21 protein-coding genes and 1 rRNA gene are annotated in these 26805 nt (G+C 66.4%); 10 read left to right on the top strand and 12 right to left on the bottom strand.

What is annotated here, in order from left to right; all coding sequences use genetic code 11:
- Positions 1 to 54: 54 nt before the first annotated feature.
- Positions 55 to 912, top strand: a complete 858-nt coding sequence (locus KF688_05030; GenBank protein MBX3425025.1) for a serine/threonine protein kinase — start codon at positions 55 to 57, stop codon at positions 910 to 912.
- 73 nt (positions 913 to 985) lie between these two features.
- Here KF688_05030 and KF688_05035 read toward each other — a convergent pair whose 3' ends face one another.
- Both KF688_05035 and KF688_05040 read right to left on the bottom strand, forming a co-directional pair.
- Positions 986 to 1444, bottom strand: a complete 459-nt coding sequence (locus tag KF688_05035; protein MBX3425026.1) for a GNAT family N-acetyltransferase — start codon at positions 1442 to 1444, stop codon at positions 986 to 988.
- Between the two features lie 158 nt (positions 1445 to 1602).
- The gene (locus tag KF688_05040) at positions 1603 to 2979 is read right to left on the bottom strand and encodes a sigma-70 family RNA polymerase sigma factor (protein ID MBX3425027.1); all 1377 of its coding nucleotides are present in this window, start codon (positions 2977 to 2979) and stop codon (positions 1603 to 1605) included.
- A 550-nt stretch (positions 2980 to 3529) separates the two neighbouring features.
- Between KF688_05040 and KF688_05045 the strand changes: the two genes are divergently transcribed.
- Both KF688_05045 and KF688_05050 read left to right on the top strand, forming a co-directional pair.
- A complete protein-coding gene (locus KF688_05045) occupies positions 3530 to 4843 on the top strand; it encodes an acyclic terpene utilization AtuA family protein (GenBank protein MBX3425028.1) in 1314 nt (437 codons plus the stop codon).
- Positions 4844 to 5013: 170 nt separating this feature from the next.
- On the top strand, positions 5014 to 5805 hold the full coding sequence (locus KF688_05050) for an enoyl-CoA hydratase/isomerase family protein (protein MBX3425029.1): 792 nt from the start codon (positions 5014 to 5016) through the stop codon (positions 5803 to 5805).
- A gap of 135 nt (positions 5806 to 5940) precedes the next feature.
- Here the strand turns inward: KF688_05050 and KF688_05055 are convergent, their stop codons facing one another.
- From KF688_05055 to KF688_05065, 3 genes are all read right to left on the bottom strand, one after another.
- Complete coding sequence (locus KF688_05055; GenBank protein ID MBX3425030.1) at positions 5941 to 7134, bottom strand: hypothetical protein; 1194 nt, start codon at positions 7132 to 7134, stop codon at positions 5941 to 5943.
- An 80-nt stretch (positions 7135 to 7214) separates the two neighbouring features.
- Positions 7215 to 8765, bottom strand: a complete 1551-nt coding sequence (locus tag KF688_05060; GenBank protein MBX3425031.1) for a 2-isopropylmalate synthase — start codon at positions 8763 to 8765, stop codon at positions 7215 to 7217.
- Positions 8766 to 9132: 367 nt separating this feature from the next.
- Complete coding sequence (locus KF688_05065) at positions 9133 to 9384, bottom strand: hypothetical protein (GenBank protein ID MBX3425032.1); 252 nt, start codon at positions 9382 to 9384, stop codon at positions 9133 to 9135.
- Positions 9385 to 9807: 423 nt separating this feature from the next.
- Between KF688_05065 and ispD the strand changes: the two genes are divergently transcribed.
- From ispD to KF688_05080, 3 genes are all read left to right on the top strand, one after another.
- Positions 9808 to 10557 carry a 2-C-methyl-D-erythritol 4-phosphate cytidylyltransferase gene (ispD, locus tag KF688_05070; GenBank protein MBX3425033.1) on the top strand — a complete coding sequence of 250 codons (750 nt, stop codon included), beginning with the start codon at positions 9808 to 9810 and terminating at the stop codon, positions 10555 to 10557.
- A 177-nt stretch (positions 10558 to 10734) separates the two neighbouring features.
- Positions 10735 to 12750, top strand: a complete 2016-nt coding sequence (ligA, locus tag KF688_05075) for an NAD-dependent DNA ligase LigA (protein ID MBX3425034.1) — start codon at positions 10735 to 10737, stop codon at positions 12748 to 12750.
- A gap of 129 nt (positions 12751 to 12879) precedes the next feature.
- Positions 12880 to 13620: a methyltransferase domain-containing protein gene (locus KF688_05080; protein ID MBX3425035.1), complete on the top strand. Its 741-nt coding sequence runs from the start codon at positions 12880 to 12882 to the stop codon at positions 13618 to 13620.
- Positions 13621 to 13625: 5 nt separating this feature from the next.
- Here the strand turns inward: KF688_05080 and KF688_05085 are convergent, their stop codons facing one another.
- The 4 genes from KF688_05085 to KF688_05100 form a co-directional block, all read right to left on the bottom strand.
- Positions 13626 to 14372 (bottom strand): class I SAM-dependent methyltransferase, encoded by a 747-nt coding sequence (locus KF688_05085; GenBank protein MBX3425036.1) that lies wholly within the window; start codon positions 14370 to 14372, stop codon positions 13626 to 13628.
- A 50-nt stretch (positions 14373 to 14422) separates the two neighbouring features.
- Complete coding sequence (locus KF688_05090) at positions 14423 to 16456, bottom strand: BatA and WFA domain-containing protein (GenBank protein MBX3425037.1); 2034 nt, start codon at positions 16454 to 16456, stop codon at positions 14423 to 14425.
- Between the two features lie 101 nt (positions 16457 to 16557).
- Positions 16558 to 17472, bottom strand: a complete 915-nt coding sequence (locus tag KF688_05095) for a DUF58 domain-containing protein (GenBank protein MBX3425038.1) — start codon at positions 17470 to 17472, stop codon at positions 16558 to 16560.
- 76 nt (positions 17473 to 17548) lie between these two features.
- The gene (locus KF688_05100) at positions 17549 to 18559 is read right to left on the bottom strand and encodes a MoxR family ATPase (protein ID MBX3425039.1); all 1011 of its coding nucleotides are present in this window, start codon (positions 18557 to 18559) and stop codon (positions 17549 to 17551) included.
- Positions 18560 to 19359: 800 nt separating this feature from the next.
- On the opposite strand from KF688_05100, the gene KF688_05105 reads away from it, so the two are divergent.
- Both KF688_05105 and rpiB read left to right on the top strand, forming a co-directional pair.
- Positions 19360 to 20481 carry a threonylcarbamoyl-AMP synthase gene (locus tag KF688_05105; GenBank protein MBX3425040.1) on the top strand — a complete coding sequence of 374 codons (1122 nt, stop codon included), beginning with the start codon at positions 19360 to 19362 and terminating at the stop codon, positions 20479 to 20481.
- Positions 20482 to 20578: 97 nt separating this feature from the next.
- The gene (rpiB, locus tag KF688_05110) at positions 20579 to 21034 is read left to right on the top strand and encodes a ribose 5-phosphate isomerase B (protein MBX3425041.1); all 456 of its coding nucleotides are present in this window, start codon (positions 20579 to 20581) and stop codon (positions 21032 to 21034) included.
- Positions 21035 to 21066: 32 nt separating this feature from the next.
- Here the strand turns inward: rpiB and KF688_05115 are convergent, their stop codons facing one another.
- Together KF688_05115 and trxA are read right to left on the bottom strand one after the other, a co-directional pair.
- Entirely contained in the window at positions 21067 to 22803 is a 1737-nt protein-coding gene (locus tag KF688_05115; protein ID MBX3425042.1) for a hypothetical protein, read from the bottom strand.
- Between the two features lie 231 nt (positions 22804 to 23034).
- Positions 23035 to 23358, bottom strand: a complete 324-nt coding sequence (gene trxA / locus KF688_05120; protein ID MBX3425043.1) for a thioredoxin — start codon at positions 23356 to 23358, stop codon at positions 23035 to 23037.
- Positions 23359 to 23683: 325 nt separating this feature from the next.
- On the opposite strand from trxA, the gene KF688_05125 reads away from it, so the two are divergent.
- Both KF688_05125 and KF688_05130 read left to right on the top strand, forming a co-directional pair.
- Positions 23684 to 24265, top strand: coding sequence for a thioredoxin family protein (locus KF688_05125; GenBank protein MBX3425044.1), 582 nt, complete (start codon positions 23684 to 23686; stop codon positions 24263 to 24265).
- A 126-nt stretch (positions 24266 to 24391) separates the two neighbouring features.
- Positions 24392 to 24982, top strand: a complete 591-nt coding sequence (locus tag KF688_05130; GenBank protein MBX3425045.1) for a transposase — start codon at positions 24392 to 24394, stop codon at positions 24980 to 24982.
- Between the two features lie 215 nt (positions 24983 to 25197).
- Here the strand turns inward: KF688_05130 and KF688_05135 are convergent.
- Positions 25198 to 26738, bottom strand: a 16S ribosomal RNA gene (locus tag KF688_05135).
- Positions 26739 to 26805: the final 67 nt, after the last annotated feature.

The raw sequence follows: 26805 nt of genomic DNA on the forward strand, positions 1-26805 counted from the left end.
CCCCTGCCACCGGCCGCTCGCCGCGACGAACAAGGCGAGGGCGGAGCGCGCGAAGTGGCCGGGCGGCTTGGGCCCTGGCAACTGGTGAAGCTGATCAACGAGAGCGAACTGGCCCGCGTCTATCTCGCCCGCCCGGCCGAGGCGGGCGAATCCGTCGCTCCCGACTACGTCGTGAAGGTGCTGCGGAACCAGTGGTGGCGCGACTCGCTGGCGATCGAGATGCAACGCCGCGCCGCGTGGGTGGGGCGCAAGGTCTCGCACCCCCACTTGCTGCCGGTGCTGAGCGCAAACGTCAAGCAGCCGCCGTTCTACATCGTCAGCCCCCGGCTCGAAGGGCATTCGCTGGCGGCGATCCTGCGCCGGCATCGCACGATTGCAACGCCTGCGGCGCTGTGGATCGCTCGTCAGGTGGCCGAGGGGCTCGATGCGCTCCACACGGTCACCCGCATGGTCCACGCCGACGTGAAGCCCGCGAACGTGGTCGTCGGCCCCGACGGGCACGCTACGCTGGTCGACCTGGGGTTTGTTCACACCCCGGCCGAGGCGCGGCATTGGACGGCGCGGCCGGTGTTCGGTACGCTCAATTACATGGCGCCCGAGACGATCTCGTCGGCGATCGCCGCCGACCAGCGGAGCGACCTGTACAGCCTGGGGGTGATGCTCTTCGAGATGCTGGCGGGCGAGTTGCCGCTCGCGTCGACCGACGCCCAGGAGCTGATCCGGCTTCACCGCGAAGGAAAGCCGCAGTGTCTCAGCGAGCTGCGTCCCGGCACGCCGGCAGGGGTCGTCTCGCTGGTGCAGCGGCTGCTGGCCAAGGACCCCTTGCGTCGCCCCGAATCGGCCGGCGAAGTCGCCGACCAGCTCATCAGGCTGGAGATCGAGTGCTTCGCCGCAGGACGCCAGTCGGCGTAGCGAGCATGCGTCTCGGATCGGCACGGCGACGTTGCCGTGGCCGTTGTCGGAGCGCATCGCGGGGGAATGAAACCTAGAGGTCTGCGAAGGACTTCTCGATCAGTTCAAAACCGTCTCGCTCGTCGTAGCCGTGTCGGCGGTAGAAGTCGCGCGCCTGGTTGTTGTCGCGCGACATTTGCAGCGAGACGTTCGTGCAGCCGGCGCGAGCGAACTCCGCCTCAGCCGCTTGGATCAAGGCGGCGCCAATCCCGCGGCCCCGCTGCGGCGGAGCGACGAACAACTCGTCGATCTCGGCCGTGAGCCCCAAATGTTCGAGACTGAAGACGTAGACGCCGAGCAGATATCCCGCTGGTTCGCCGTCGGCGAAGGCGATCCAGCCCGCTCCCAGGCGCGGATTGGCAAGGAGCCGTTCGATCTCGGCCGCCAGCCGCCGCGGATCGCATCTCGGGAGCCGCTCGAACTCACGATAGGCCGTCGCCAACGGCAACAGCCGCGGTACGTCGCTCGCCGTTGCTCGCAGGATGTGCGTCATGGCGTCGATGAGCGACTTTGGTGAGCCGCTGAAGAGATCGTATTCCGCCAACCTGAGCCAATTATCCGCTAGCGGCAGTGACAGGACGAGGTCCTTGACGGCCTTTGCCGTCGTTTCGTCCGGCAATTGTAAGCCGCCCCGTCAGCTTGCCGCCAGGTTCACGGCACGTCCGCCGGCAGAATCTCCTCGGCCCCGTCGAGGAACCCGACCAGCGCCCGCGAGCGATACGGGCTCTGCAGTTTACGGACCGCTTTCGATTCGATCTGCCGAACCCGTTCCCGCGTGACGCTGAAGATTTTGCCGACCTCTTCCAGCGTGTAGGTGTAGCCGTCGGCCAAGCCGTACCGCAGCCGCAGGATTTCTCGCTCGCGGTAGGTCAGTTCGTTCATGACCTCTTCGAGTCGCTGCTTGAGGGCTTCGATATTGGCGTCGTACAGCGGGTCTTCGTCGCGGTTTTCTTGGAGGAACTCGCCGAAGTAGTTGTCCTCGTGATCCCCCACGGGTTGGTCGAGCGACAGCGGCTGGCGGGTCATCTTGTGGACGCAGCGGGCGTCGTCAATCGACATGCCGGTCAGCTCGGCGATCTCCTCGGGCGTGGGCTCGCGGCCGAACTGCTGGACGAAGTCGGTCGTCACCGCGCGGATCTTGCTCATCGTGTCGATCATGTGCACCGGCAGGCGAATGGTGCGGCTTTGGTCGGCGATCGCTCGGGTGATCGCCTGCCGGATCCACCACGTGGCGTAGGTGCTGAATTTGTACCCTCGGGCATGCTCGAACTTGTCGACGGCTCGCATCAGCCCCGTGTTTCCTTCCTGGATCAGATCCAGAAAGCTCATCCCCCGGTTGCGATATCGCTTGGCGATCGACACGACCAGCCGCAAGTTGGCGGCCGAGAGATCCCGCTTGGCGGCGTCGTACGCCTCCTTGCGGATTTTGGTGCGATCGGCCAACCGGGCGAGCGTCTGGGGCGATTCGAGCGTGATTCGCATCAGGTACCGCAACTCGGCCCGCAACTCGTGCTCGTTGCCGCGGGCGAGCAGCCGGTCGGGGTCGGCCAGTTGGGCCTTGATGACGTGCATGCGGGCCTGGATCTCGTGCAACTGATCCATGACGGGGGTCAGCCGCTGCACGCGCAGGTTCAGTTCCTCGACCAGCCGCACGACCTTGTTGCGCCGCACGATCATCCGCCGCCACGCCTTGGTCCGTTCGGCCAGGGTCGCCTCGACGGCCATCGCAATGCGGAAGTCGATCTGGTTCTGGGCGAGCAGTTCGCGGGCCGTCGCCAGATTCGGACCGATTCGCCGCAGCACGCGCTTCTTTTCGGTCGTGTTGGTGACCGAGATTTCAATCGTCCGGTCGAGTCGCAACGAGCCGTCGGCGACTTTCTGCAGCAACTCGACCGCGGCGTGCAGCATGAAGTCGTTGCAGAGCATCGTGCGGCGAAACGACAGTCGAGTCGCCTCGATCCGTCGAGCGGCGTTGACCTCCTTCTTGCGGTCGAGCATCGGGATTTCGCCCATCTGCATCAGGTACATCCGCACCGGGTCGTCGATCGCGGCGGTGTCGCCTGCCTCGGCGTCGCCAAAGTCAACCTCCCCCTCGTCGTTGTGATCGTCATGCTCGATGAATTCGGCTCCCCCCGTTTCGGGTTGGCTGACGGGGGCGTCGTCAGCGTCGTGCCGGTCGCGACGAGCGGCTTTGGGAGCGGCTTGGGGACGAGCTTTACGCGACACGGCGGCTTCCTCCGAGAAGACAAGGGCGATCGTTGTGATCGGAGGCCGCCAAATGCAGAGCCCGTGCCGCCGCCGGAAGGGCTGTAGGCGTCTTTGCGCAAGTCGCTGTCAGAACAGGGTTTGGAACGACAGTCGAACCCCTGGGTCGCCCCTTTGCGCCGTAGCCGGTCGAGAAATTGCCACGGTCGGGCCCCGGCGATGTGGCGAAAACTCAACCCGCCGCGATCGACTCGACTCAAACGGCAGTTGCATCCCCGCGTCGTTTTTGTTCCGCTGCCCACGAGCACTCGACACGCCTGCCGTTCGCCGCCGCCCTTGCTTCCTCGCCTCTGGTCCCTCATTCCCTCGCCCCATGCGTTTCATCCGCCTTGCCGCCGCCGCCGATCGTCCCGCCGTCGGCGTCGCCGAACTTGCGGCGCGCAGCGAGATCGATCTCCTGCAGCTCGACTATCGCCGCCCGCGCCGAGTTCCGGTCGGCAGCCAGGCGCAGGCCCCCGAGTTCGCCCCTGGCTTCATCGGCACGCTGGCCTCGCTGCAGAGCGCGATGTTCCTTGAGGCCGACTTCTGCATCGTCACCAGCGCCGGTTGGTCGAACGCCATGCACTGCGTCGAGGAGGCGGCCGGAGTCCTGTGCCGCAGCGGCGGCGAGGACGTGCCGATCAGCGCGGTTCGCGGGGCCAACGTGTTGCCGATCCTCGATTTCCTGGTGGCGAGCCGCGTCGACCTGTCGCACGCCGTCACCGGCCGACCGTTTCGCGAACTGAAATCGCCGATCGCGGCCGCGGATTTGGAGATCGGCGCCGGGCCGTTCGCCTTGGCCTTGGCCGAGGGAGCGCGGCTGCTGGTGGCGGGCTGCTACTGCGGCGCGGCGCCGGCGATCGCGATGGCCCGCGAGCGGCACGGCTGGGAGTGGTCGGAGTACGACAAACTGGCCGGGGCCGCGGCCGCGGCGCGCGGCGCCAGTTGGCCTGCCGGCATGGACGTGATCGTCGACGAAGGGGCCGGAAAGCGAACTCCGCGGTTGCGGCCGATGGTCGCCGAAGTCGAGTCGGCCGGCGAGTTCCTGCTGACCGGACCGGCCGCCAGCGAGCCCGGCGCCGAGAAGGTTTTTGAACGCTGGATCGCCAGCGACGCGGGTCCCAGCGGCAAGTTCCACGCAGCGGACGTTCACGGCCAGCTTGCCGGGTTGCGGGTCGAATTGGCCGGCAAGGACCGGCTCGCCGTCGCGGGCGCCGCCGGCGCCGGGCCAAGCGATCGATGGCGGCTCGACGTGTATTACCAACGCGGCTTCACCGCGGCGATGCTGCTGGAGGTGGCGAGCATCGACGGCATTCGTCCTCCCGAGAGCCTTGCTGAGGCGCTCGAGGCGACGCTGCTCGCCGCGGCCCGGCCCGGAGACGTGGTCGACATCGAGCGGCTGCAGTCGCAACGCGACCCCGGCGAGGCCCCGCGCTGGCTCAGCGTCGCCGTCCACGCGGCCACGCAGGGGGCGTGTGCGGCGATCGTCGACGCGGGGCTCGCCTTCGCGGCCCGCTATCACGCGCAACTGCAATTGGTCGGCTCGTCGCCGAAGGTGCTGGTCGACTACGAAGTCTGGCCTGCCTGGGTTCCCCGCGATGCGGTGGATTTGGCCGTGGACACGCGCCCCGCGAAGGAGTGGCGGTGACGAGCGGAGGGCGATTGGTCCGTGACCATTCGTAGAACCTGATGTGTTCCTTCCCGTGAAACGCACCCCCTGCAACTGCACGTTCCCGTCGCCCCGAACCGCGCGGCGGTCCGGTTGAGTTTGAAGTTGAACGCCGCACGCCTCGCCCCTTTCCATTCCCAATTCCCCCCATGTTCATGCAAAGCAGCGCCGTCGAAGTCAAAGTCACCGGCGCCGCGGGCACGATCGTGCTCAACCGGCCCGACTTCGGCAACGCGCTCACCCGGGCGATGCTCGATCAGTTCGCGGAGGCCCTCGACGATCTCTATCGCGAGCGGCGGGTGCGGGCGATCATCGTCACCGGAGCCGGCGACGCATTCTGCGAGGGGCTCGATTTGGCCGAGGCCCAGTCGACTGCCGCCGGCGACGACGCCCTGCAGCAGTGGGGCCGCGACGCCGAAGCGTGGCGCGACCTGATCGTGCGGCTCTTGGAAATCACCAAGCCGATCATCGCAGCCGTGAACGGCCCGGCCCTGGGGCACGGGGCGACGCTCGTCGCCGCGGCCGACATCGTGGTCGCCGACGCGGGGGCGACCTTCGGCCTGCCCGACGTGCGACGGGGACTGGTCGCGGGGCTCGCCGGGCCGCTGTTGGCGTTTCGGCTCGGAGCCGGGCAGGCCGCGCGGCTGCTGTTGACCTCGCAGGCGATCGACGCCGCCGAGGCCCATCGCGTCGGCGTGTTTCACGAGGTCGTGCTGCCGGAGAAGGCGTGGGCCCGGGCCGTGGAATTGGTCGACCACTGTGCCGCCGGCGCCCCCGAGGCGATCCAACTCACCAAGCGGCTCCTCAACGAAACGCTCGCCGAGCAACTGCTCCTGCAACTCTCCAGCGGCGCCGCCATGGCCGCCACCGCCCATACGACCGCGGCAGCCGAGGAAGGAATCGCGGCGTTCCTTGAAGGCCGGCCGCCGGTGTGGCCGTAGCGGGCAGGCTCGTTGGCGAAGCTTGTGGAGTTCGACGGGGTGGCCGGGGTCGTCGCGTAGCGAACCGAAGCCCCCGGCGACTGCAGTGGGGGCTCGCTTCGTTCTACCCCAGCCACCCGTTCGCCCTCAGAACGCTCACAGCCGCAGATAAATCTTTCGCCGCGCCATCCACCAGCAGACGCCCCAGATGCACGCCCCGACGGCCAGATTCTCCAGAAGCGGCGCGTAAGGGTCGCCCAGCGCGGCAAACGCCTGCTCGCCCAGGTGGCAGTGCAGGATGTCGAGCAGCCCCGGTTTGAGCGTGTGAACCATCGCGTAGGCCGCGATCGGATTGCGGCCGACGACCGTCGCCGGCATTGCCCAGCGGGGGCCGAGGCGCCCCTCGTCGAACAGCCAACTGCACGCGGCCAGGCACGCCAGCGACAGCCCGCCCGCGACGAGCGCGAAGCTCGGGGTCCAGATCCGCTTCACGCAGGGACAGACCCCGGTCGCGTGCAGGATGAGTCCGAACGCGAGGCAGGCGCCGGCGAGGACGAGCATCTCGCGGAGCGGCGCCGCGCCGGGCCGCGTGCCCGACCCTTGCAAAATGTTCCCCGCGACGAGACCCAAGAGCATCGTCGCCAGCGAGGGGACGAAATTGAGCGTGTGGTATCCGCCCCCGTTGGCGACGAACGACGCCGCGCGGGGGAACAGGTTCAACAGCCACGCGTCGAACGCGCGGGCCGGGTCGGCATTCTTGTTCCAGTGGGCGGCGAATCCGTCGTAGTAGGCTTGCCCTTGGACGGCCGCCCAGTCGAAGCCCGCCGGCGGCAGCGGCCACGCGGCGTACAACAGCCAGTAGCCCGCCAGGATCGCCCCCGTCACTGCCAGCAGCGTCCGGTTCGACCGATCCCGCAGCGCAAACAGCGGCAGGTACCCCAGCCCAATTTGCGACACCACGTCGTCGAATCGCCACGCGGTGCGGGGTTCGCCGATCGAGCGGAGAAACACCCCCAACAGCACCAGCGCCGCGGCGCGGTACGCGGCGTGTCCCCACATCCGCGCGGGAGACTGGGCCGCCTGCCGACGGGCCGCAGCCGACAGGGCGAGCGAGGTCCCCACGAGAAACATGAACGACGGCTGGATGAAGTCCCACAGGCTCAGCCCGGCCCATTCGACGTGCTCGAACTGCCGGGCGAGCGCCCGCGCCCAGCGCGGGGCGGCCTCGTCGCCGGCGATCCGCTCCCACCAGTCGAAGCGCGGCCCGTCGAGAAACGCCAAGGGGAGCATCGCCAGCCCCCGGTAGACGTCGACCGCAGGCCGACGCCGGGGCGGTTGACGAACGGGCACGGGCGTCGTCGCTCCCCCAGCACTTTCTGGTGTGATGTGCGCCGCCATGCTGAGAAACGACTCTCGTCCCTGTGAATCGGTCACACCGTTTCCGGCCGCGTCTTCGGGTCGACGCCGGCGCCGGTGGCCACGCGGTTGATCGCGTTGAGGAACGCCCGCACGGCGGCTTCGACCGTGTCGGTGCTCACCCCCCGGCCGCGGACGAGTTGGCCGTTGTGCTCGACCTCGATAATGCTTTCGCCCTGGGCGTCTTTGCCGCGTGTCGCGCTCTGAACGCGAAAGTCGCGGACCACGACGGACACGCCCGTGATCTCCTCGATCGCGTGGAACAAGGCGTCGAGCGGCCCATCCCCCTCGGCGATCGAATGCGTGCGACTCTCGCCCCCGCGGGTGAGCGTGAGGGTCGCCCGCGGCGCCCCGGCCGACGAGGCCTGCACCTCGTACGCTGCAAGCTGCCACTGATCGCTCACCAGGGCGTTGCCCTGTTCGATCAGGGCCGCGATATCGCCGTCGTAGACCTCCTTCTTCTTGTCGGCCAGCTTCTTGAACTCGGCGAACACCTGATCGAGTTGGTCGCCCGAGAGGTGAAAGCCCAAGGCCTTCGCTCGATCGGCCAACGCGGCTCGGCCGCTGTGCTTGCCGAGCACAAGATCGGTTTGCGTGAAGCCCACGTCCTCGGGCCGCATGATCTCGTAGGTGGTCGGCTCCTTGAGCATGCCGTCCTGGTGAATGCCCGACTCGTGGGCGAAGGCGTTGCGGCCGACGATCGCCTTGTTGCGCTGGACTGTCATCCCGGTGATCCCCGACACCAGCCGACTGGTCGGGACGAGCCGGGGGGTGTTGATCCGCGTGTCGACGCCGTAATAGTCGTGCCGCGTGCGGAGGGCCATGACGATTTCTTCGAGCGAGCAGTTGCCGGCCCGTTCGCCGATGCCGTTGATCGTGCACTCGACCTGCCCGGCCCCCGCCTCGACGGCGGCCAGCGAGTTGGCGACCGCGAGCCCCAGGTCGTCGTGGCAGTGAACGCTGATGACCGCCTGATCGATGTTGGGGACCCGATTGCGGAGCGTCGCGATGACGTGGCCGAAATGAGCCGGAGTGGCGTAGCCGACCGTGTCGGGGATGTTGACGGTCGTCGCCCCCGCGGCGATCGCGGCCTCGACCACCTCGCACAGGAAGTCGAGTTCGGTGCGGGCGGCGTCCTCGGGCGAGAATTCGATGTTTGCACACCGATTGCGAGCCCGCGTCACCCCGGCGACCGCTCGCTCGACGATCTCCTTTTTATCCATCCGCAGCTTGAACTCGCGGTGGATCGCGCTGGTGGCGAGGAAGACATGGATTCGCGGGTTTTCGGCATGGGCCAGCGCATCGGCGGCTCGATCGACGTCCTTTTCGTTGCAGCGGGCCAGCCCGCAAATCGCCGCACCGCGGACCACCTCGGCGATCGCTTTGACCGCTTCAAAGTCGCCGGGGGAGGCGATCGGGAACCCGGCCTCGATGACGTCGACCCCCAAGTCGACCAGCGCGTGAGCGACCTCGAGCTTCTCGCTCAGGTTCATGCTGCACCCGGGCGATTGCTCGCCGTCGCGGAGGGTCGTATCGAAAATGACAATGCTGCGGGAAGTCGACATCGAACTTACGCGGTGCTGAAGGGGGTGATAGTGGGGCGTCGCCAGCGACGCCGAGGACTCCGATGCTGAGTGCAGGAGTTCGATCGAGTCAAACTCGCTTTGCGTCCTCGGCGGTGAAACGCCTGTGCGAGAACGGAAACCGACAAACAAAAAAACCCCGAAGCCTGCGGGCCCCGGGGCGATGACGTACGAGCAAAATGCGTGCGAACGAACCCTAGGCCCTCGTTAAGGGTGCAAGTAGCAGCAGGCCTAGCAGGTCGAGCGACATCGGCAGTGCTGAAAGGGCTGGAGGCGATCGGGCGAACTCTTGCTGTTGTAATCGACCCGCCGGGGATGGTCAAGGTTCGCCTTGCTGGGCTGCCGGGACTCACTCGACGCTAAAAAACCGGGAGTCGGTTCCTCCCGGGCCGATCTTGAATTGGACACGTCGGGCGCACTTGGGGCAGTGCCCCACGAACGCGTCGCCCGCCCTGGTACGGTAGATCCGCGAGTACGCTCCGCAGCAGTCGAACCGTACGCCGAGGTACCTCTCGGACTCGGTCCGCTGTTGCGGGGCGATCGCGGGGGGGGCCGCGTCGGGGACGGGGCTGGCGAGGTCGAGATGTTGGCCGACGAGCATGGTCGTGGGGGGCCGGAGCGCCTGGGGAACGGTGGCGGAGCGAAGATCCCGTGCATGTCGCGCGGGGTTAGCCGTCGACTCTAGCTCGGTCGCCGACGGGGGCGTAGAGCAGTTTTCCTGCCGCCGGGCTTAAAGTCGGCAAGTTCGCTGTGGTCGGTCGTCCGCTTCCGGTTGCCGACGCCCGGTAGTGATACGATTTGCCAAATTGACGGGTGGCTGGAGTCGAACGAAGTGAGCCCCCAGCGGATTCCCTGGGGGCTCCGCTGCGCTGCGACCCCAGCCACCTTTCCAAGGCGCACTACCCGACGCCCGCCTCCCGTGGCGCATCGAGCCGCTTGCGATAAACTGGCGAAGTTGCCGTCAGAACGCCTCGCCGATTCGTCGCTGCCGACGCCCGATTTCCCCCTAGCCGAATCCTCTCCCATGCCCCGTTACGCCGTCATCCTCCCCGCCGCCGGGCGCAGCGAGCGATTTCGCGATCCCGCGTACAAGAAGCCGTTTGCCCCGCTCGCCGGGCGGGCCGTCTGGCTCCATGCCGCCGAGCGGTTCCTGAGTCGCCCCGACGTGAGGCAGGTGATCGTGGTCATCGCCGAGGAGGATCGGGACGAGTTCCAGATGAAGTTCGGCGCCAACCTGGCGTTTCTGGGGGTGAAGGTTTGCGTCGGGGGCGCTGAACGAGCCGATTCGATCGCCGCCGCCCTCAAGCTCCTCGACGCGGAAATCGAGTTCGTCGCCGTTCACGACGCGGCCCGGCCCTGCCTCACCGACGCCGCGGTCGACGATGTGTTCGCGGCTGCAGCCAACTCGGGCGCCGCAATCCTAGCCATGCCGGTTGCGGCGACGCTCAAGCGGGTCGTCCCCGACAGTGCGCCGCCGACAATCGCCGAGACCGTCGACCGCCGCGGACTGTGGGAGGCTCAGACGCCCCAGGTGTTTCGCCGCGACTGGCTCGAAGCGGCGTACGCGGGCCGGACCGAACAGGCGCCGACCGACGACGCGGCGCTTGTGGAGCGACTCGGCCATGCGGTGACATTGGTCGAGGGTTCGCCGTTGAACATCAAGCTGACCGCCAAGAACGATTTGAAGCTGGCCGAGCAGATCCTCAAGGTGCTCCCCAAACCCCCGGCTGCCGGCGGAGCGCACCCCTTCGGCGACGACGACTTGTGGCGATAATTCGCCGTACGAGAAGTTGCCGTTTGAGGCCCGCGACCGGCGAATGCTTGCGAATGAGGTTGCGGACGGTCTGTTTCCCCCGGGCCCGGACGACCCGCTTCCTCGTCGTGCCGCCGCGGGTCGGTCCGGACTTGCCTGCTAGCCGCCCCCCCATCCCAACACCTGCCTGATCTCGCCATGACTGACGCCGTCCGCGAGGAGATTGATCGGCTCCGCTCCGAGATTCGCGAGCACAATCGGCGGTATCACGTCGAGGCGGCGCCGATCATCTCGGACCTTGAGTTCGATCGGCTCATGAAGCGGCTCGAAGCGCTCGAACAGGCCCATCCCGAGTTCAAGACCCCCGACAGCCCCACGCAGCGCGTCGGCGGGGCGCCGGTCGATTCGCTCGCGTCGGTCGTGCATCGCGTGCCGATGCTGTCGATGGACAACACATTCAGCATCGAGGAGTTGCAGGCCTACGGCGAGCGGGTCGCGGGGCGGCTTCCCGGCGAGGGAATCGCCTGGGTCGTCGAACTCAAGGTCGACGGGGTGGCGATCAGCATTACCTACGAGAACGGCGTCTTGGTCCAGGCCGCCACGCGCGGCGACGGACAGACGGGGGACGACGTCACGCACAACGTCCGCACAGTGGCGGGCGTGCCGCTGCGGCTGTTGGGCGAGGTCCCCGGGATCGTCGAGGTTCGCGGCGAGGTCTACATGACCAATGCCGATCTGGCCGACGTCAACCAGCGGCGCGAGGCCGCGGGGCTCAAGCTCTACGCCAACACGCGCAACACGGCCGCGGGGGCGATCCGCCTGCTCGACCCGCGCCTGGCGGCCGAGGCTCGCCTGCGGTTCTTCTGCCACAGCGTCGGGGTCACCGACGATCTGCCGGTCAAGGACCATTGGAACTTTCTGCAACTCGCCCGCACGTGGGGCGTGCCGACGACGCCGATGTCGGCCCGATTCGATGACTTCGCCGCGGCCGCCGCGTACTGCGACGAGTTGGTCGGCCGGCTCCACGAACTCGACTTCGAGGTCGACGGACTCGTGCTGAAGGTCGACTCGTTCGCCCAACGCGAACGGCTGGGCGCCACGAGCAAGGCCCCGCGGTGGATCATCGCCTACAAGTTCGAAAAGTACGAAGCGACAACCCAGGTTCGCGACATCGTGATGAGCGTGGGCAAGAGCGGGGCCGTGGGACCGACCGCAGAGCTCGTTCCCGTTCAGATCGCCGGCACGATTGTCAGCCGGGCCAGCCTGCACAATGCCGAGGAGATCGCCCGCAAGGACGTCCGCGTGGGCGATACGATTGTCGTCGAGAAGGCAGGCAAGATCATTCCCCACGTCGTTCGCGTCGAGAAGCACCTCCGGCCCCCGGGCGCCGTGCCGTTCGCATACCCGACCGAGTGTCCCGAGTGCGGCGCTGCGCTCGAGAAGGACGAAGGGGGCGTTTATATCCGCTGCCCCAATCCCGCGTGCCCGGCGCAGCTCGCCGAGCGACTGCTGTACTACGCCAGCCGCAGTGCGATGGACATTGAGGGACTCGGCGAGAAGTTGGCCGAACAGCTCGTCGCGACGAAGAAGGTTCACGAGGTCGCCGACTTGTACAAGCTGACCGTCGACGAACTCGCGTCGCTCGAGCGGATGGGACGAAAGTCGGCCGCCAACCTCGTCGCCGGGATCGAGGCGAGCAAGAAACGGGGTTTGGCGCGGGTGCTCAACGCGCTGTCGATCCGTCATGTCGGCGCCCGAGTGGCGACGGTCTTGGCAGAGAGCACCGGCAGCATCGACGCCTTGCTGGCGCTCGACGAGGAACAACTCGCGGCGATCAACGAAGTGGGGCCCGTGATCGCGGCGAGCGTGGCCAAGTTCCTCCACAGCGAGGCGGGGACGCGGACGATCGACGACCTGCGTGCCGCCGGCGTCGACCTGACGGCCCCGCTCAAGTCGCCCGCAGCAGCCGACGGGCCGCTGGTCGGCAAATCGGTCGTCGTCACCGGGACGCTCGAAAAATACACCCGGGAGCAGATCCAGGACCTAATCGCCCGGCACGGCGGCCGGGCTGCCAGCAGCGTCTCGAAAAAGACCGACTTCGTCGTCGCCGGCGACGACGCAGGCTCGAAGCTTGCCAAAGCCCAATCGCTGGGGGTTCGGGTGCTCACCGAAGCGGAGTTCGAGCAACTCCTCGTCGGGCAGGGAGAGCCGTGACCGACGAGTCGAGGTCTCGACCTGACCGCGCTACTGTGCGGGTTGGAGCCGCGCCGCCCGCTTGTCCGCACATCGCCATGCGAAACGCGGGCGATTACAGTGGAGATTCCGCCCGCCCCCGGTACGTCCATGACCGCCGCCTTCGACGCCCGCGCACACTCGTACGCCAAGCACGCGTTCATTCAGCGTGACGCGGCGGCTTGGTTGGCCGAGTGGTTGGAGCCGCAAGGGAGCACCGCATCGCTTGCCGCGATCGAGTTCGGACCGGGGGACGGAGTCTTTACGCGCCGCCTGGCGGGGCGGTTCGCCTCGTTGCGGGCCGTCGAAATCGCCCCCCGGATGGTCGCTCGCGGCGCCAAGGCGCTCCCCGAGGTCGTGTGGAGCGTGGGAGACGCGTGGAGGCCCGAGCGACTTGGTCGGCAACTCGTCGACCGGCTCTACTCGTCCAGCATGCTCCAATGGTGTCCCGACCCCACGGGCGTGCTCAGGCGGTGGCGCCGTCAGCTTCGCCCCGGCGGCAGGACGCTCAACGGGTTCTATGTGGCGCCGACGTTGTCGGAGTGGCGGTCGCTCGGCGCAGCTTGTTCGCCGTTCGTTTGGCGAAGTCCGCACGATTGGACGCGCACGTTCGCGGACGCGGGCTGGAGGGTGCTGCGGAGCGAGTCCCAGACGCGCAAGTACTTGTTTCCCACAGCGCTCGACCTGCTGCGGTTTTTCCACCGCACCGGCGCCGTCGTGCCGCAGAAGACCCCTGCCGGCGCCGTCCGCAGGATGCTGCGCGAACTTGACCGCCGGTACGCGGCCTCCAGCACCGCCCGCGGGGTGCCGACGGAGTGGACGTTCTTCCGGATCGAAGCGGCGCGCGAGTGACGCGACTACTTCCGCACGATCTCGACGCAGATCCCTCCCGCGCGGATCGCGCGGTGCATTTTCGTGAACCAGATCTCCTGTCGCCACTGCAGCCCCAGCCGTTCGCACAGGCGACGCAGCTCGGCCCGGTTGTAAGTGCGGCAGTACCACAGCCGGCTGGTCCAGGCGCCGGAGAAATTGTCTTCGGTCGTGAGCAGGAACATCCGCCCGCCGGGACGCAGCACGCGGGCCATTTCCGCCAGTCCCGGCTCGGGGTCGGGCAAGTGCTCCAGCACGTAACCGCACGTGATCCCGTCGAACGACCCGTCGGCGAACGGCAAGTGGGCAAGGTCCGCCGCGACGAACCGGGGGGCCCGCTCGTGCTTTTCGGCCAGCCGCCGGCGCGCCCGGCGCAGCATTTGGTGCGACAGGTCGGTGCAGGTGAGCTGAGCTTCGGGGTCGGAGTACTTGAGCACGTGCCCCGCGAGCTGCCCGGCGCCCGACCCGACGTCGAGCACGTCGTTCATGCCGCGGAGGTCGAACTTGCGCTTGCGAAAGATTCGCTCTCCCAGCGGGATATGGAGCGACAACATGCTGCACGTGCTGAGGATCGCCCCCTTGGGACCGCCGTAGACCCGCTTCACCTTCGAGCGGTACTCGTCCGCGCTCACTTTGCGGATGAGGTCGTTCTCGATCAGCCGGTTGAGGGGCTTGATCCGTCGGCCCTCGGGGCGCGAACGGGACGACCGGCGAGGCTCGACCGTGCGAGGCATGGCGAGGCGGGGGCGTGCAGGAAGGGGCTGATCCGGAAAGACAGGGCCCGTTAAATATACACCCTGCGGTTGTAGATGTACCACTCCCCCAGGAGCACGGCCAGGGCCGCCAACAGCAGGGGTTTCCACAGCTCGCGGCGCAACGGGGACTGGGTTGACGCGGCCGCGACTTCGCTGTAGCCAATTTGCAGCGACTCGACCGTCGTCAGGGCCTCGCCGTCGCTCTGCCGGCCGCGGAGCGCCACGTCGCTCTCCTCTCGGTCAAACAGATTGACGGCGAACCGGCGTATCGTTTCGCCCCCAGAACGGATTTCGTACACTCCCGGCCGGTCGGCGTCGTGGTACGCCAGCTTCCCGCGAGCGGGCGATTCGAGCGACTGCACCGAGCCGTCCGGCTTCACGATCGTCAGCCGATCGCGCTCGCCGCGGATCGTCAGCTCGACCGATTGGCCGGGCCGGGTCGATTGCTGCTGAACCGCGTCTCCGCCGGCCGCCAGATACTCCAGTACGTTCAGGGCAAAGTTGGGGAAGCTGGTCATCCGAGGCCAGTTCGTGTTGACCGACGTCCCTTGGTCGTCCTGACCGACGATCTCGAACCCCAGGACGGCGTCTTCGAAGCTGTCGCGCGGGGCGATTCCCATCAGCGGACCGGCGCTCGAGTCGATTAGCGTCGCGCCGCCGGCCGGGGGCTTCACGGTCAGCGAGTCGATCACCATCACGTTCCCGAGCTCGATCAGGTTGAGCAGCGGGTGCCCGCGTTGCCAGTCGATGATCTGCGGCGCGGAGATCTTCGCCCCGCTCGTTCCGGCTTGCCAATCGGCGAGCGGCGGCACGCGGCCGATGAACAGCGTGTTCGCCTGGGGCATGCTCGCAGGTGCGCACTGGTCGAAGATGATCAGATCGTATTTGTCGGTTACTGCGTCGGCTTGGTAGCCTGGCGTCGCCAGCGCCGCAGGGGCGACCTTGTCGACCTGAGCGAGCCGCCGGGCCCGCTGCGTCGATAGGGCGTACTCCAACGCGGCGTTGCCCGGCGTGACCAGCAGCACGCGGGCGTCGCGAGGCGGGTCGAGCACCGCATAAGCGACGTTGTCCAGCGGCAGCGCGTCCTGAAAGCCCGGTGACGGGTTCAATCGCGCCCGCAACGAACCGGTCGCGACCGCACCCAAATTGAACCCGACGCCGCTCGCGCCCCCGGCGGGGATCTCGACTTGCTTGGCGTCGACCAGATCGCCGTCGCGATACAGCTCGACGACGACGTTCTGATCCTCTGCGCTGAAGTTGGCCGCTTGGACGAACGCTTCACGCTCATCAGGTCGCGATTCGCTCCGGCCGGTGCTTAGCGCAGTGATCGCCAGGTTCTCGGCGGCGAACGTGCCGATCGGCAGGTACTTGGCCCGCAGATTGCCCAGCGAGAAACCTTCGACCGAACCGAAACGGCCGTCGCTGAATATGTACAGATCGACAGGAGTTGGCTCGGTCGCGACGTCGTCGACCCCCGCGTCCTCGTCGGCGATCCGTCCCCGATTGGCCAAACCGTCGGCCAGTTCCAGCGCACCGCGAATCGATGTGGCGGTCGCCGCCGGTTTGATGCGGGCGAGTCCCTCGCGCAGCAGCCGCTTGTTGCTGGTGAATTCCTGCACGACGTCCGGCTCGAACGAGAAACTGACGATCATCGCCGCCATGTCGGATTCGAGCTGCTCGACGAGCGCCGCGACCCGCTCCTTCGCCGCGGTCAGTCGATCGATTCCCTCGACGTCGGTGCTGCTCATGCTGGCCGAGTTGTCGACCAGGAAGATGAACCGGTTCCCCTGGAGCGACTCGCCCTCCCATCCGGGACGCAGCACGGCCAAAATCACGAGCCCCGCGACGGCCAGTTGCAGAAACAACAGCAAGCTCTGGCGCAGCCGCTGCCACAGGCTGTTGACGTGCAGGTCCTCGATCACCTTCGTCCACAGATAGGTGCTGGGCACCTCGAGCGGCTGGCGCTTGAGCTTCAAGAAGTACAGCGCAAAGATCCCCAAGGGAACGGCCGCGAGAGCCCCCCACGCGACGGGTCCGAGCGAGTTGCGGAAGAAATCGGACATGCAATACGAGCGACTTGATTCAAGGCGGACATGCCGCCCGAAGGCCAGCGTCCGTCGTGCTGTTGCGGTTCATCCTGGTCGATCGTGGTTCAAACTCTCGTTCACCTCACCAACCCTCGTCGCCGCAGTTGTTGCGCGACGAGGTCGGCGACCGGGGTTTGCGTGTTGGCCAGCAGGTAGTGCATTCCCCGCCGGGTGCAGAACTCCTGGGCCCCCCGGGTGAAACCGTCGAGGGTCCGCTGGTAGCGGTCCAGCAGCGGCTTGCTCACGGTGATCTCCGCGACGTCCTGATCCTCGCAGTCGACCAGCTTGAGGTCCCCCTTCACGTCGGGGGCGATCTCCTCCTGCGACAGCACCTGGATCACGTAGCAGTCCATCTCTTGGGCGACGAAGTATCGCAGAGCCGCCTCGTACCCCTGCTTGTCCATCAGGTCGCTGATCAAGACGACGATCCCCTTGCCGTGATTGCGAAGGCAAAAGTTCTTGACCCCTTCGTGCAGCGAACCGGATTCGCCCGGTTCGAGCGCGTCGAGTTGCTTGACGAGCCGCGCCGCGCTGTGCCGGCCGCGCAGCACCGGGCTGCGCCTGGCGGGGGGCTGCCCGAGCGTCTCGACCCGCACCCGGTCTCCCCGCACGAGCCCTACGAACGCGAGCGCCGCGGCCAATTGCTTGGCGTACCTGAGCTTCGACGGTTCGCCGAAGTCCATGGACATGCTCGCGTCGATCAGGGCGTAGAAGTGGAGGTCTTCCTCTTCCAAGAACAGCTTGATGATCAGTTTTTCCAGGCGGGCGTAGAGGTTCCAATCAAGCTGCCGCAGGTCGTCGCCGGGGACGTAGTTGCGGAAGTCGGCGAACTCGACGCTTTGCCCCTTGCGCTTGCTGCGGCGCTCCCCCTTCATCCGCCCGCGGAAGATCTTGCGAGTCACCAATTCCAGCCGCTCGAGCTGCGCAAGCAGCTTCGGATCGAGCAGCTCGCTCGAAGTCGTTGCAATCGGCGGGGGGACGACGTCGGCCATGTGCCTGCAGAATACCGTGACTACCTGCCAAACCGCTCCGCGTTCGACACCCTTGCCTAGCTCGAGTCGCCCCCTGCTACTTCCCCTCTTCCCCCTTCTCCGGCGTCTTCTTCAGGATCTCGGTCAGGACCGAGTCCGTGTCAATTCCCTCGGCCTGGGCCTCGAAGTTCAAAATGACCCGATGCCGCATTGCCGGCAGGAACACGCGACGCACGTCTTCAAAGCTCACGTTGTAGCGGCCCGAGAGAAGCGCCCGGACTTTGGCGGCCAGCGTCACCGTCTGCGCCCCGCGGGGGCTTGCGCCCCAGCGAAGGTACTGGTTCGTCGCCGCCGCGGCGAACCGGCCCTCGGGGTGGGTCGCCATCGTCAGCCGGACGATGTAGTCCTGCACATGCGGCGCCACCAGCACCTCGCGGATCAGCTTCTGCCACTTCACGATCTCGGAGCCGTCCATCACCTTGTCAGGGACCGGATCGTCGCCGCGGGTCGTGCGGTCGATGATTGCGGCCAACTCCTCTCGCGACGAGTAGCCCACCACCAGCTTGAAGAAGAACCGATCGAGCTGCGCCTCAGGCAGCGGGTAGGTCCCCTCCTGCTCGATCGGGTTCTGGGTCGCCATCACGAAGAACGGCGGCTCCATCGGAAACGCCTTCCCCGAGATGCTCACCCGTTTTTCCTGCATCACTTCGAGCATCGCCGACTGCGTCTTCGGCGTCGCGCGGTTGATCTCGTCGGCCAGGCAGATTTGCGTGAAGATTGGCCCTTTCTGGAACTGAAACTCCCGGCGACCGTCGGGCGTTTCGATCACCATGTTCGTCCCCAGGATGTCGGCCGGCATCAGGTCGGGGGTGAATTGGATCCGCGAGAAATTCAGGTCCAGCGTTTGGGCCAGCGTGCGCACCAGCAGCGTCTTGCCGAGCCCCGGCACCCCTTCCAGCAGGCAGTGCCCCCCGACGAACAGGCATGTCAGTACGCCGTGCACGACGTCGCTATGTCCGACGATCACCCGGCCGATCTGCTCACGCACCGCCTTGTACCGCGCGGCGAACTCCTCGGCTTGTTTCTCGATCGAATCGCTGATGCTCATGCGCGCTGGCGGGGTTGTGGACAAGCTGACTGGGCAAGCCGAGAACAACAGGATCGGGGAGCGCCCGACGGAAGTCAACTCGACGCCCCCGGGCGCAAAGCCCCCCCAGTGCGGCAATCAGCCGTTCAAGGTGCGGAAGGAACCCCGACGCGTGGTCGCCAGGAGACGCGTTACCCACTCGTTCCGAGCCGATAACGCGATGCAGCACGAACCACGAATTGTCTTGTCGGGCTCGGAATCATCGATCCGCAAACCTCATTTCCACCCGCGTCCCGACTCCCTTCTCCTGTCCTGTTTCGCGCGAAGTGCCCCCGTCGAATCCATAGGCGACGCTCTCGGGCGGCCTCGTCAGTACGAGCAAGCGACAACCTGAGAGTGGGGGCGAGATGACCGCCGCAGTTGAGGAGCAGGCGGCAGGAAGCGGCAGCCGGAAGTCGTCCCTGCGCTCACACCCTCGCCCACGCGAACCAGCAAGCAGAGCCCGGAAATGGACCGCCTCCTCCGCGCTCGACTGGCAGGGGCCCGTTCTCGCCCGATAGCGTGCGCAAAGCGTTGCTCAGCCACAACTTCCGCAGACCCCCCACGGCTGCCGGCCGTTGACCACGGGGCAGGGGGGCTCTATCATTGCCGGTCTCGCATTCGCTTGATTAGCCCCGGTCCTGGGACCCTTGCTCCTCCGACGGCGGCCCGGGGTGCGGGCGGAGCCGGCTCGCTCGTGGCTGACGCCGATCCGGACAATGCGGCCGCCTGTCCCCGCCGGGGCCCCCTCGGCGACTCGTTTTCACCGACGCCCCGACTCTATGCCGCCGGTTGTCATCAATCTTCGCAAGGCCGATGACAGCCGCGACGTGGTGCACCGAGCCGTGCAAACTCTCTCGGAAGGGAAACTCGTCGTGTTTCCGACCGAAACCGTCTATGGCCTTGGGGCGTGCGCCCGGTCGGCGGCTGGCGTCGAGCGGATTTTCGACGCCAAGGGGCGCGACGAATCGGCGCCTCTGGCCCTGGCGATCCGCGGCGCCGAGGACGCCATCGACTACGCCCCCGCGCTCCACCGCCGGGCTGAACGGTTGGCCCGCCGTTGCTGGCCCGGACCCGTGACGCTCGTGACGCAGCACGGCCCGCGGAGTCTCGTCGAGCGGTTGCCGGCGTTGGTTCGCCAGCGGGTCGCCCCGGAGGGCGAGGTGGGCCTGCGCGTCCCCGCTCATTGGCTGGTGCTCGACGTGCTGCAGATGCTTGCCGGCCCGATCGCCCTGACCAGCGCCAACCGCAGCGGAGACCCCCCCGCGACGACCGCCGAGGACGCAGCCCGGCAACTGGGCGATCACGTGGCGCTGGTCCTCGACGACGGCCCCTGTCACTACGGCCAAGCCTCGACCGTGGTCCGCGCGACCAGTCAGGGGATCGAGTGTCTCCGAGAAGGGGTCGTCTCCCGCGATACTCTCGATCGGCTCGCCAGCATGCTTATCGTCGTCGTTTGCACCGGCAATACCTGCCGCAGCCCCATGGCCGAGGCGATGATGCGGCGGCTGATCGCCGCGAAGCTCGGATGCGATCCCGAGGAATTGGAGAGCCGCGGCGTCGTCGTCGCGTCGGCCGGAATCGCCGCTTCCGCGGGCGGGCCGGCCGCGGTCGAGGCGATTGACGTGATGCGCTCCGCGGGGCTCGACATCAGCGGGCATCAATCGCAACCGTTGACCGAGAAGCTGGCGCAGCACGCCGATTTGCTGCTGACGCTGACCGCCGCTCATCGGCACGCGATCTTGCGTCGCTGGCCCGACGCCGCGGCGCGGACCCACACGCTGCGGCCCGACGGGGGGGACATCGCCGACCCGATCGGCGGCCCCGTCGAGGTGTACCAGCAGTGCGCCGCCCAAATCGAACAAGCGTTGCGCGAGCGCGTGGCGGACATGGACTTTGAATAAGCGAACGGCGGTCGCCAAGCCCTCGCAGAATGGGGCAAGAATCACCGCTCCCTCGCCCCTGACCTCCGACCTTTCACCCCTGACCCCTCCCTCCGCCATGCGAGTCTCCATCGGCAGCGATCACCGCGGTTTTCACCTCAAGGAGCAAATTGCCGCCTTCCTGCGGCAGAACGGCCACGAGGTCGAGGACGAAGGCCCCCGCAGCACCGAGAGCGCCGACTATCCCGATTTCGCCCGGCTCGTCGCCCGCAAAGTCAGCGAGGGCAAGGTCGAACGCGGCGTGCTGATCTGCGGCACGGGGATCGGCATGGCGATCGCCGCCAACAAATACCCCAACGTGCGGGCGGCCACCTGCACCGACGAAGTCACCGCCGAGATTAGTCGCCGCCACAACGACCTCAACGTCCTCTGTCTGTCGGCTGATATGCTCAGCCCGCGGACGGTCGAGCGAATGATCGACGTTTGGATGAGCACCCCGTTCGAAGGGGGTCGCCACCAACGCCGTGTCGACAAGATCAGCGACCTGGAGCGGGAAATCGATCGCGAGTCGTAGGCTCGTCGCGCCGCAATCATTGTCCTGACTCGCTACGCCGCTGCACGATCGTCGCGGCGCACCGCGGCGAGCAGACGCTGCAGTTCGCTTTGATATTCGCCCCGCTCCCGGCGCCAGCGGGCCTCTGCTTCCTCGAATTCGCGGGCCTGGGCGTCGAGTTCCCGCTCCCGAGCCTCCAAGCGGGCGGCGTGCTCGTGGGCGTCTCGCTCGCGGTCGGCGATCCACCGGTCCACATCCGCGCGCCGCTCGGCGAGCTTGGCGACTTGCTCGGCCAATTCCCCGCGGACCGATTCCAGTTCGTTGCGGCGGATGCGAATCTCCTCGGAGATCACGCGGTAGTGATCGCTCAGCTTGCTTCGCACCAGGGCAATCGACCGCGACAAGGCCGCAGGGGCGAGCGCCCCTTGCAGTTGCAGCCACGTTTCCTCGGTCGCCAGCCGCATTTCCAACGCTTCGCGCTGCACGGATCGCAGTTCTTCGGCCAACTCCTCCAGCGCCTCGCAGCGGCGGACCAGCTCCGCCTCGCGACGGTCGAGTTGGGCCTCGCGTTTCTTTCCGGACGCTTCGAGAGCCGCGTGCTCGTCGGTCAGTTCGCGTCGCTCTTTCGCGACCCGGTTCTCAAACGCCAGCGACTGACGCTGCAGCTCGCGCCGCTGGTCGGCCAGCTCGATCTGCTGTTCGGCAAGCAACGCCTCGGCTTGGTCGAGGTACGCGCTTCGCATGTCGATTTGCTCCGCGAGTTCCTCGACCTGCACCATCCGTTCTTCGACGATCCCCAGCCGCTTGAAGCGCTCGAGAGCCGTTTCGATTTCGCGCTGCCGGGTCTTGAGTCGACGTTCCTCGAGCTTGAGCTCCTCGTCCCGCTCGGCCATGGCCGCGGCTTGGGCGTCGAGCTCCGTTCGCCGGCGCTCGATAGCGTCGGTTTCGGACCGCAGCCGCCGCTCCCATTCGCGCGTCGACGTCTCGCGGGCGACGAGCTCCGTTTGCGCTGCGACGAGCCGCTGTTCGCGCTCGTCAAGCTCCAGGCGCTCGTGGGAGAGCCGTTCACGTTCGGCGTAGTGCCCCGCTTCGCGCTGGTCGAGCTCGCGCTGCCGCTCTTCGCACTTGTGCTTGGCGGCGTCGAGCTCGCTCTGCCGCTGGCGGCACGCGGCCGTCTCGATCTCGAGCGCCGCCAGTTTGGTCCGTTGCTCGGTGACGCCGACTTCCAGTTCGACCTCGAGCGCCGCCACGGCCTGTTCGCGCTGTTGGACCTCAGCCAACCGCTCGGGCATTCCGGCGGTCGCGGCGATGATCGCCTCGGCGGCCTCGCGATCCTCGCGGAGCTGCTCCTCGCCCACGGCGAGACGCGTCTCGCGTTCGGCCAGATCGGCCTCGCGTTCTTCGACCCACAGCCTCGCGTTGCGAATGCGCGCGTCGAACTCGGCTTCCTGTGCGTTGAGTTGAGATTCGCGACGGTCGATCTCCGCGAGCCGCGTTTGCAGCCGCTCGGCGAGTTCCGCCGCGTGCCGCGCCGTGGCGCCCGCCGCGGCGACGATGGCTCCGTCGTCGGCGTCGATCGGGGGCAGATTCCACGCCTGCAATGCTCCGTCCGCCGGGACTTCGTCGAGCGAAGGACCCGCGTCGGGACCGGTCGCGGGGCCCGACGCCGTGCGGCGCAGGGGATGGGGACCGTCGATCCGGGTTTCGCGAACCGCAGCGCCGGACGGCGCCTGCGGCGGCGCCTCCTCGGACTCGGTGCGAGCGGTGGTGTGCGGAGAACTGCCGGACATAGCGTGCTTTCCCTGCTGCAAGCGTCGCGTCGGCGCAGCGTGCCGCCGCCGCCATCGCCCGCAAAGTCGACTCAATCGTTACCATCGGCAACGAGGGGCCGGAAAGTTTCGCTTGATCCCCGATTTTGACGCCGTGCTAGCGGCGCCGCCGAAACGAATCGAGCCGGCGACCCTTGGGGCGCCGGCTCGATTGACTGATTCTTTGCTGATCGCAGGTCGTCGCCCGCGGCGTTACGCCTTGGCCGCGTCGATCGCTTCCTGCAGGCGCGTCTTCGGTTGGACGCCGACGAACCGGTCGACCACCTCGCCCCCCTTGAACACCATGAGCGTCGGGATGCTGCTCACCCCGTAGCTTTGGGCCGACATCGGGGCATCGTCGACGTTCAGCTTGACGACCTTCGCCGAGCCGCTGTTCTCGCCGGCCAATTGCTCGACGACGGGGGCGATTTGCCGGCAGGGACCGCACCACGGGGCCCAAAAATCGACCAGCACGGGCTCGGCCGATTGCAGCACTTCGCTTTCAAAATTGTCGTCGTTGATCTCGGCTACGCCCATCGTGCACCTGCGCTTTCCTAGTTCATGTGGCGGGATTGGTCGCGGGAGGATTCATCCGCAGAGGGCGGGGATTGTCAGTGGTTTCCCCGTTATACGTCGGAACGGCGCCGAGGGTTCGACCGGGGCGTGCGCTCCGGCCGAAGGTCGTTAGCTGGCAGGGGGTTAGTGCGGCCCATCGCGGTCTTCCCGACCGGCGGAATTATCGAGAACCGCCCAGCGGCTGTCAACGAACCGATTGCGACTAACCAAGGGACGGTTGCCCGCAACCGAGTCCCAGGACCATACTGTCTGACCCACGACGACCATTCCTCAGGAGACCCATGCCATGGTTCGCACTCCCAGCACGATGCTTCCTCTGGGGACGCCTGCCCCCGATTTCTCGCTGGTGAACGTTGACGGGCGGACCGTCTCGCTCGGCGATTTCGCCGACGCGCCGGCGCTGCTGGTCGTGTTCATGTGCAATCACTGCCCCTATGTCATCCATGTCGCCGACGAGCTCGCCCGCCTGACGAGCGAATACATGGCCCGGGGCGCGGCGGTCGTGGGGATCAGCAGCAACGACGTTGCGACCCACCCGGCCGACAGTCCCGAGCGGATGGTCGCCGAGGCGGAGGAGCGCGGGTACGCCTTTCCCTACTTGTACGACGAGGACCAACAGGTCGCGATCGCCTATCGCGCGGCCTGCACGCCTGATTTCTTCCTGTTCGACAAGGATCGCAAGCTTGCCTACCGCGGCCAACTCGACGACAGTCGCCCGCAGAGCGGGATCCCCGTGACAGGCAAGGACCTGCGGGCTGCGCTCGACGCGGTGCTGGCCGGCAAGCCGGTCCCCGAGCCGCAGAAGCCGAGTCTGGGGTGCAACATCAAGTGGAAACCGGGGAACGAACCGGAGTACTTCGGCGGTTAGCGGTTCCGCGAGGGGTGGCGTGCTTCAACGCTCCGCTGCCGCGTCGCGGCTAACTGGTCAATCGGCGTTAGCCGCGACGCGGCAGCGGAGCGGAGTTTGACACTAAGAAACCGCAGGAAACCGCCAATGCTTGCCGCGCACGTCATCTTCGGCGCCTACGGGTTCTGGCTCACGAACGATCCGCGCGGATCGTGGTCGACGTTCGTCGGCTCCTGGGAGTTGTTCCGCCACGGTCCGGCGACGAAGACGACGGAGACCAGTTCGCTTGCGCGTCGGCCGCACGACCGAGCCGAGAGGTTAGCCGCGAAGACGGCGCTGAAGCGTCCCGCGGTTCAGTTTACGGGGATTCAAGCTCGAGCGGTCGCCCGTGGGTTCGCCCGCTATGCCGAGCGATCGGGACTGCGCATGTTCGCCTGCGCCGTGCTGCCGGACCATATCCATCTCGTCATGGCGCCCGCGCGGATTGCGATCCCGCAGGTCGTGATCCAGCTCAAGGGCGAAGCGACGCTGCAGCTTGTCGAGGAAGGGATTCACCCCTTTGCGGGGTTGCGCGACAAGCACGGCCGGCTTCCCAAGTGCTTTGCGCGCGGACAGTGGAAGGTTTATCTCGACGATGCGGTCGACGTGCGACGGGCGATTCGATACGTCGAGGACAATCCGCTCAAAGAGGGGAAGCCCCGTCAGCGATGGGGGTTTGTGACGGGGTTTGGCGGATGACCGCTCCGCTGCCGCGTCGCGGCTAACGCCGAGCGCATAAAAAAACCCGACCCGGGGCGGCTAACCCCGAGTCGGGTTTCTCAATTCAATTTGGTGAGTTTGCAGCGGTCTGAGAAGCCGAAGCTCTCGGATCGACTGCGGACCTCTTTGCCAAGGGCAAGATCGCCCCATGTATCACGTCGCCCTAGGGGCGACGCGTTCTAAGAAATCCTTAGAAAGGAGGTGATCCAGCCGCAGGTTCCCCTACGGCTACCTTGTTACGACTTAGTCCCAATCACGGAGTTGACTCTAGGCGCCTGCTTCCCGAAGGTTAGCTCAGCGACTTTAAGCCCCCCCCACTTTCGTGGCTTGACGGGCGGTGTGTACAAGGCTCAGGAACATATTCACCGCCGTATGCTGACCGGCGATTACTAGCGATTCCGGCTTCATGCAGGCGAGTTGCAGCCTGCAATCCGAACTGGGGCATACTTTTTGAGATTTGCTTGCTCTCGCGAGTTCGCATCCCTTTGTATATGCCATTGTAGGACGTGTGCAGCCCAGACCATAAAGGCCATGAGGACTTGACGTCATCCCCGCCTTCCTCCGGTTTAACACCGGCAGTCTCCCTAGAGTCCCCGACATGACTCGCTGGCAACTAAGGATAAGGGTTTCGCTCGTTAAGGGACTTAACCCGACATCTCACGACACGAGCTGACGACAGCCATGCAGCACCTGTGCACGTTCCACCCGAAGGCGTGGCCCGGCTTTCACCGGGTTAATCCGTGCATGTCAAGGCCTGGATAAGGTTCTTCGCGTAGCCTCGAATTAAGCCACATCCTCCACCGCTTGTGTGAGCCCCCGTCAATTCCTTTGAGTTTCAGCCTTGCGACCATACTCCCCAGGCGGAGCACTTATCACTTTCGCTTCGTCCGGGAACCTATGGGTGGGCCCCCAGACAAGTGCTCAGCGTTTACGGCTAGGACTACCGGGGTATCTAATCCCGTTCGCTACCCTAGCTTTCGTACCTCAGCGTCAGAAGAGACCCAGCGAGCCGCTTTCGCCACCGGTGTTCCTGATGATATCAACGCATTTCACCGCTCCACCATCAGTTCCGCTCACCTCTGTCTCCCTCAAGCCTAGCAGTATCGGGCGCAATTCCACGGTTGAGCCGTGGGCTTTCACACCCGACTTACAAGGCCGCCTACGTACCCTTTAAGCCCAATAATTCCGAATAACGTTTGTCCGGTTCGTATTACCGCGGCTGCTGGCACGAACTTAGCCCGGACTTCCTCTGAAGATAGGTCAAACTCCGCTCTTCACGGAGCCTTCCTCCCAACTGACAGCGGTTTACAACCCGAGGGCCTTCATCCCGCACGCGGCATCGCTCGGTCAGGCTTTCGCCCATTGCCGAAGATTCTCGACTGCAGCCACCCGTAGGTGTCTGGGCAGTGTCTCAGTCCCAGTGAGACGGGCCACGCTCTCACGCCCGCTACCCATCGTCGCCTTGGTAGGCCGTTACCCCACCAACTAGCTAGTAGGACGCAGTCCACTCCTCGGGCGGAATCACACCTTTGATCCGTAGATGTTATCCGGCATTACCTGCAGTTTCCCGCAGCTATTCCGGACCCGAGGGCATGTAACTACGCGTTACTCTCCCTTTCGCCGCTTTCACCTAGAAACATCGACCGAAGTTTCAATTTCTAGGATCACGCTCGACTTGCATGCCTAATCCATGCCGCCAACGTTCATTCTGAGCCAGGATCAAACCCTTCAATTGGTAATATGCATTAACTCGAAGCCGGGCTCGCGAACGAGCCGGCTCGCTTCGTTCGCAAGCGAGCGAA

Source organism: Pirellulales bacterium (assembly GCA_019636345.1).
Taxonomy (GTDB): domain Bacteria; phylum Planctomycetota; class Planctomycetia; order Pirellulales; family Lacipirellulaceae.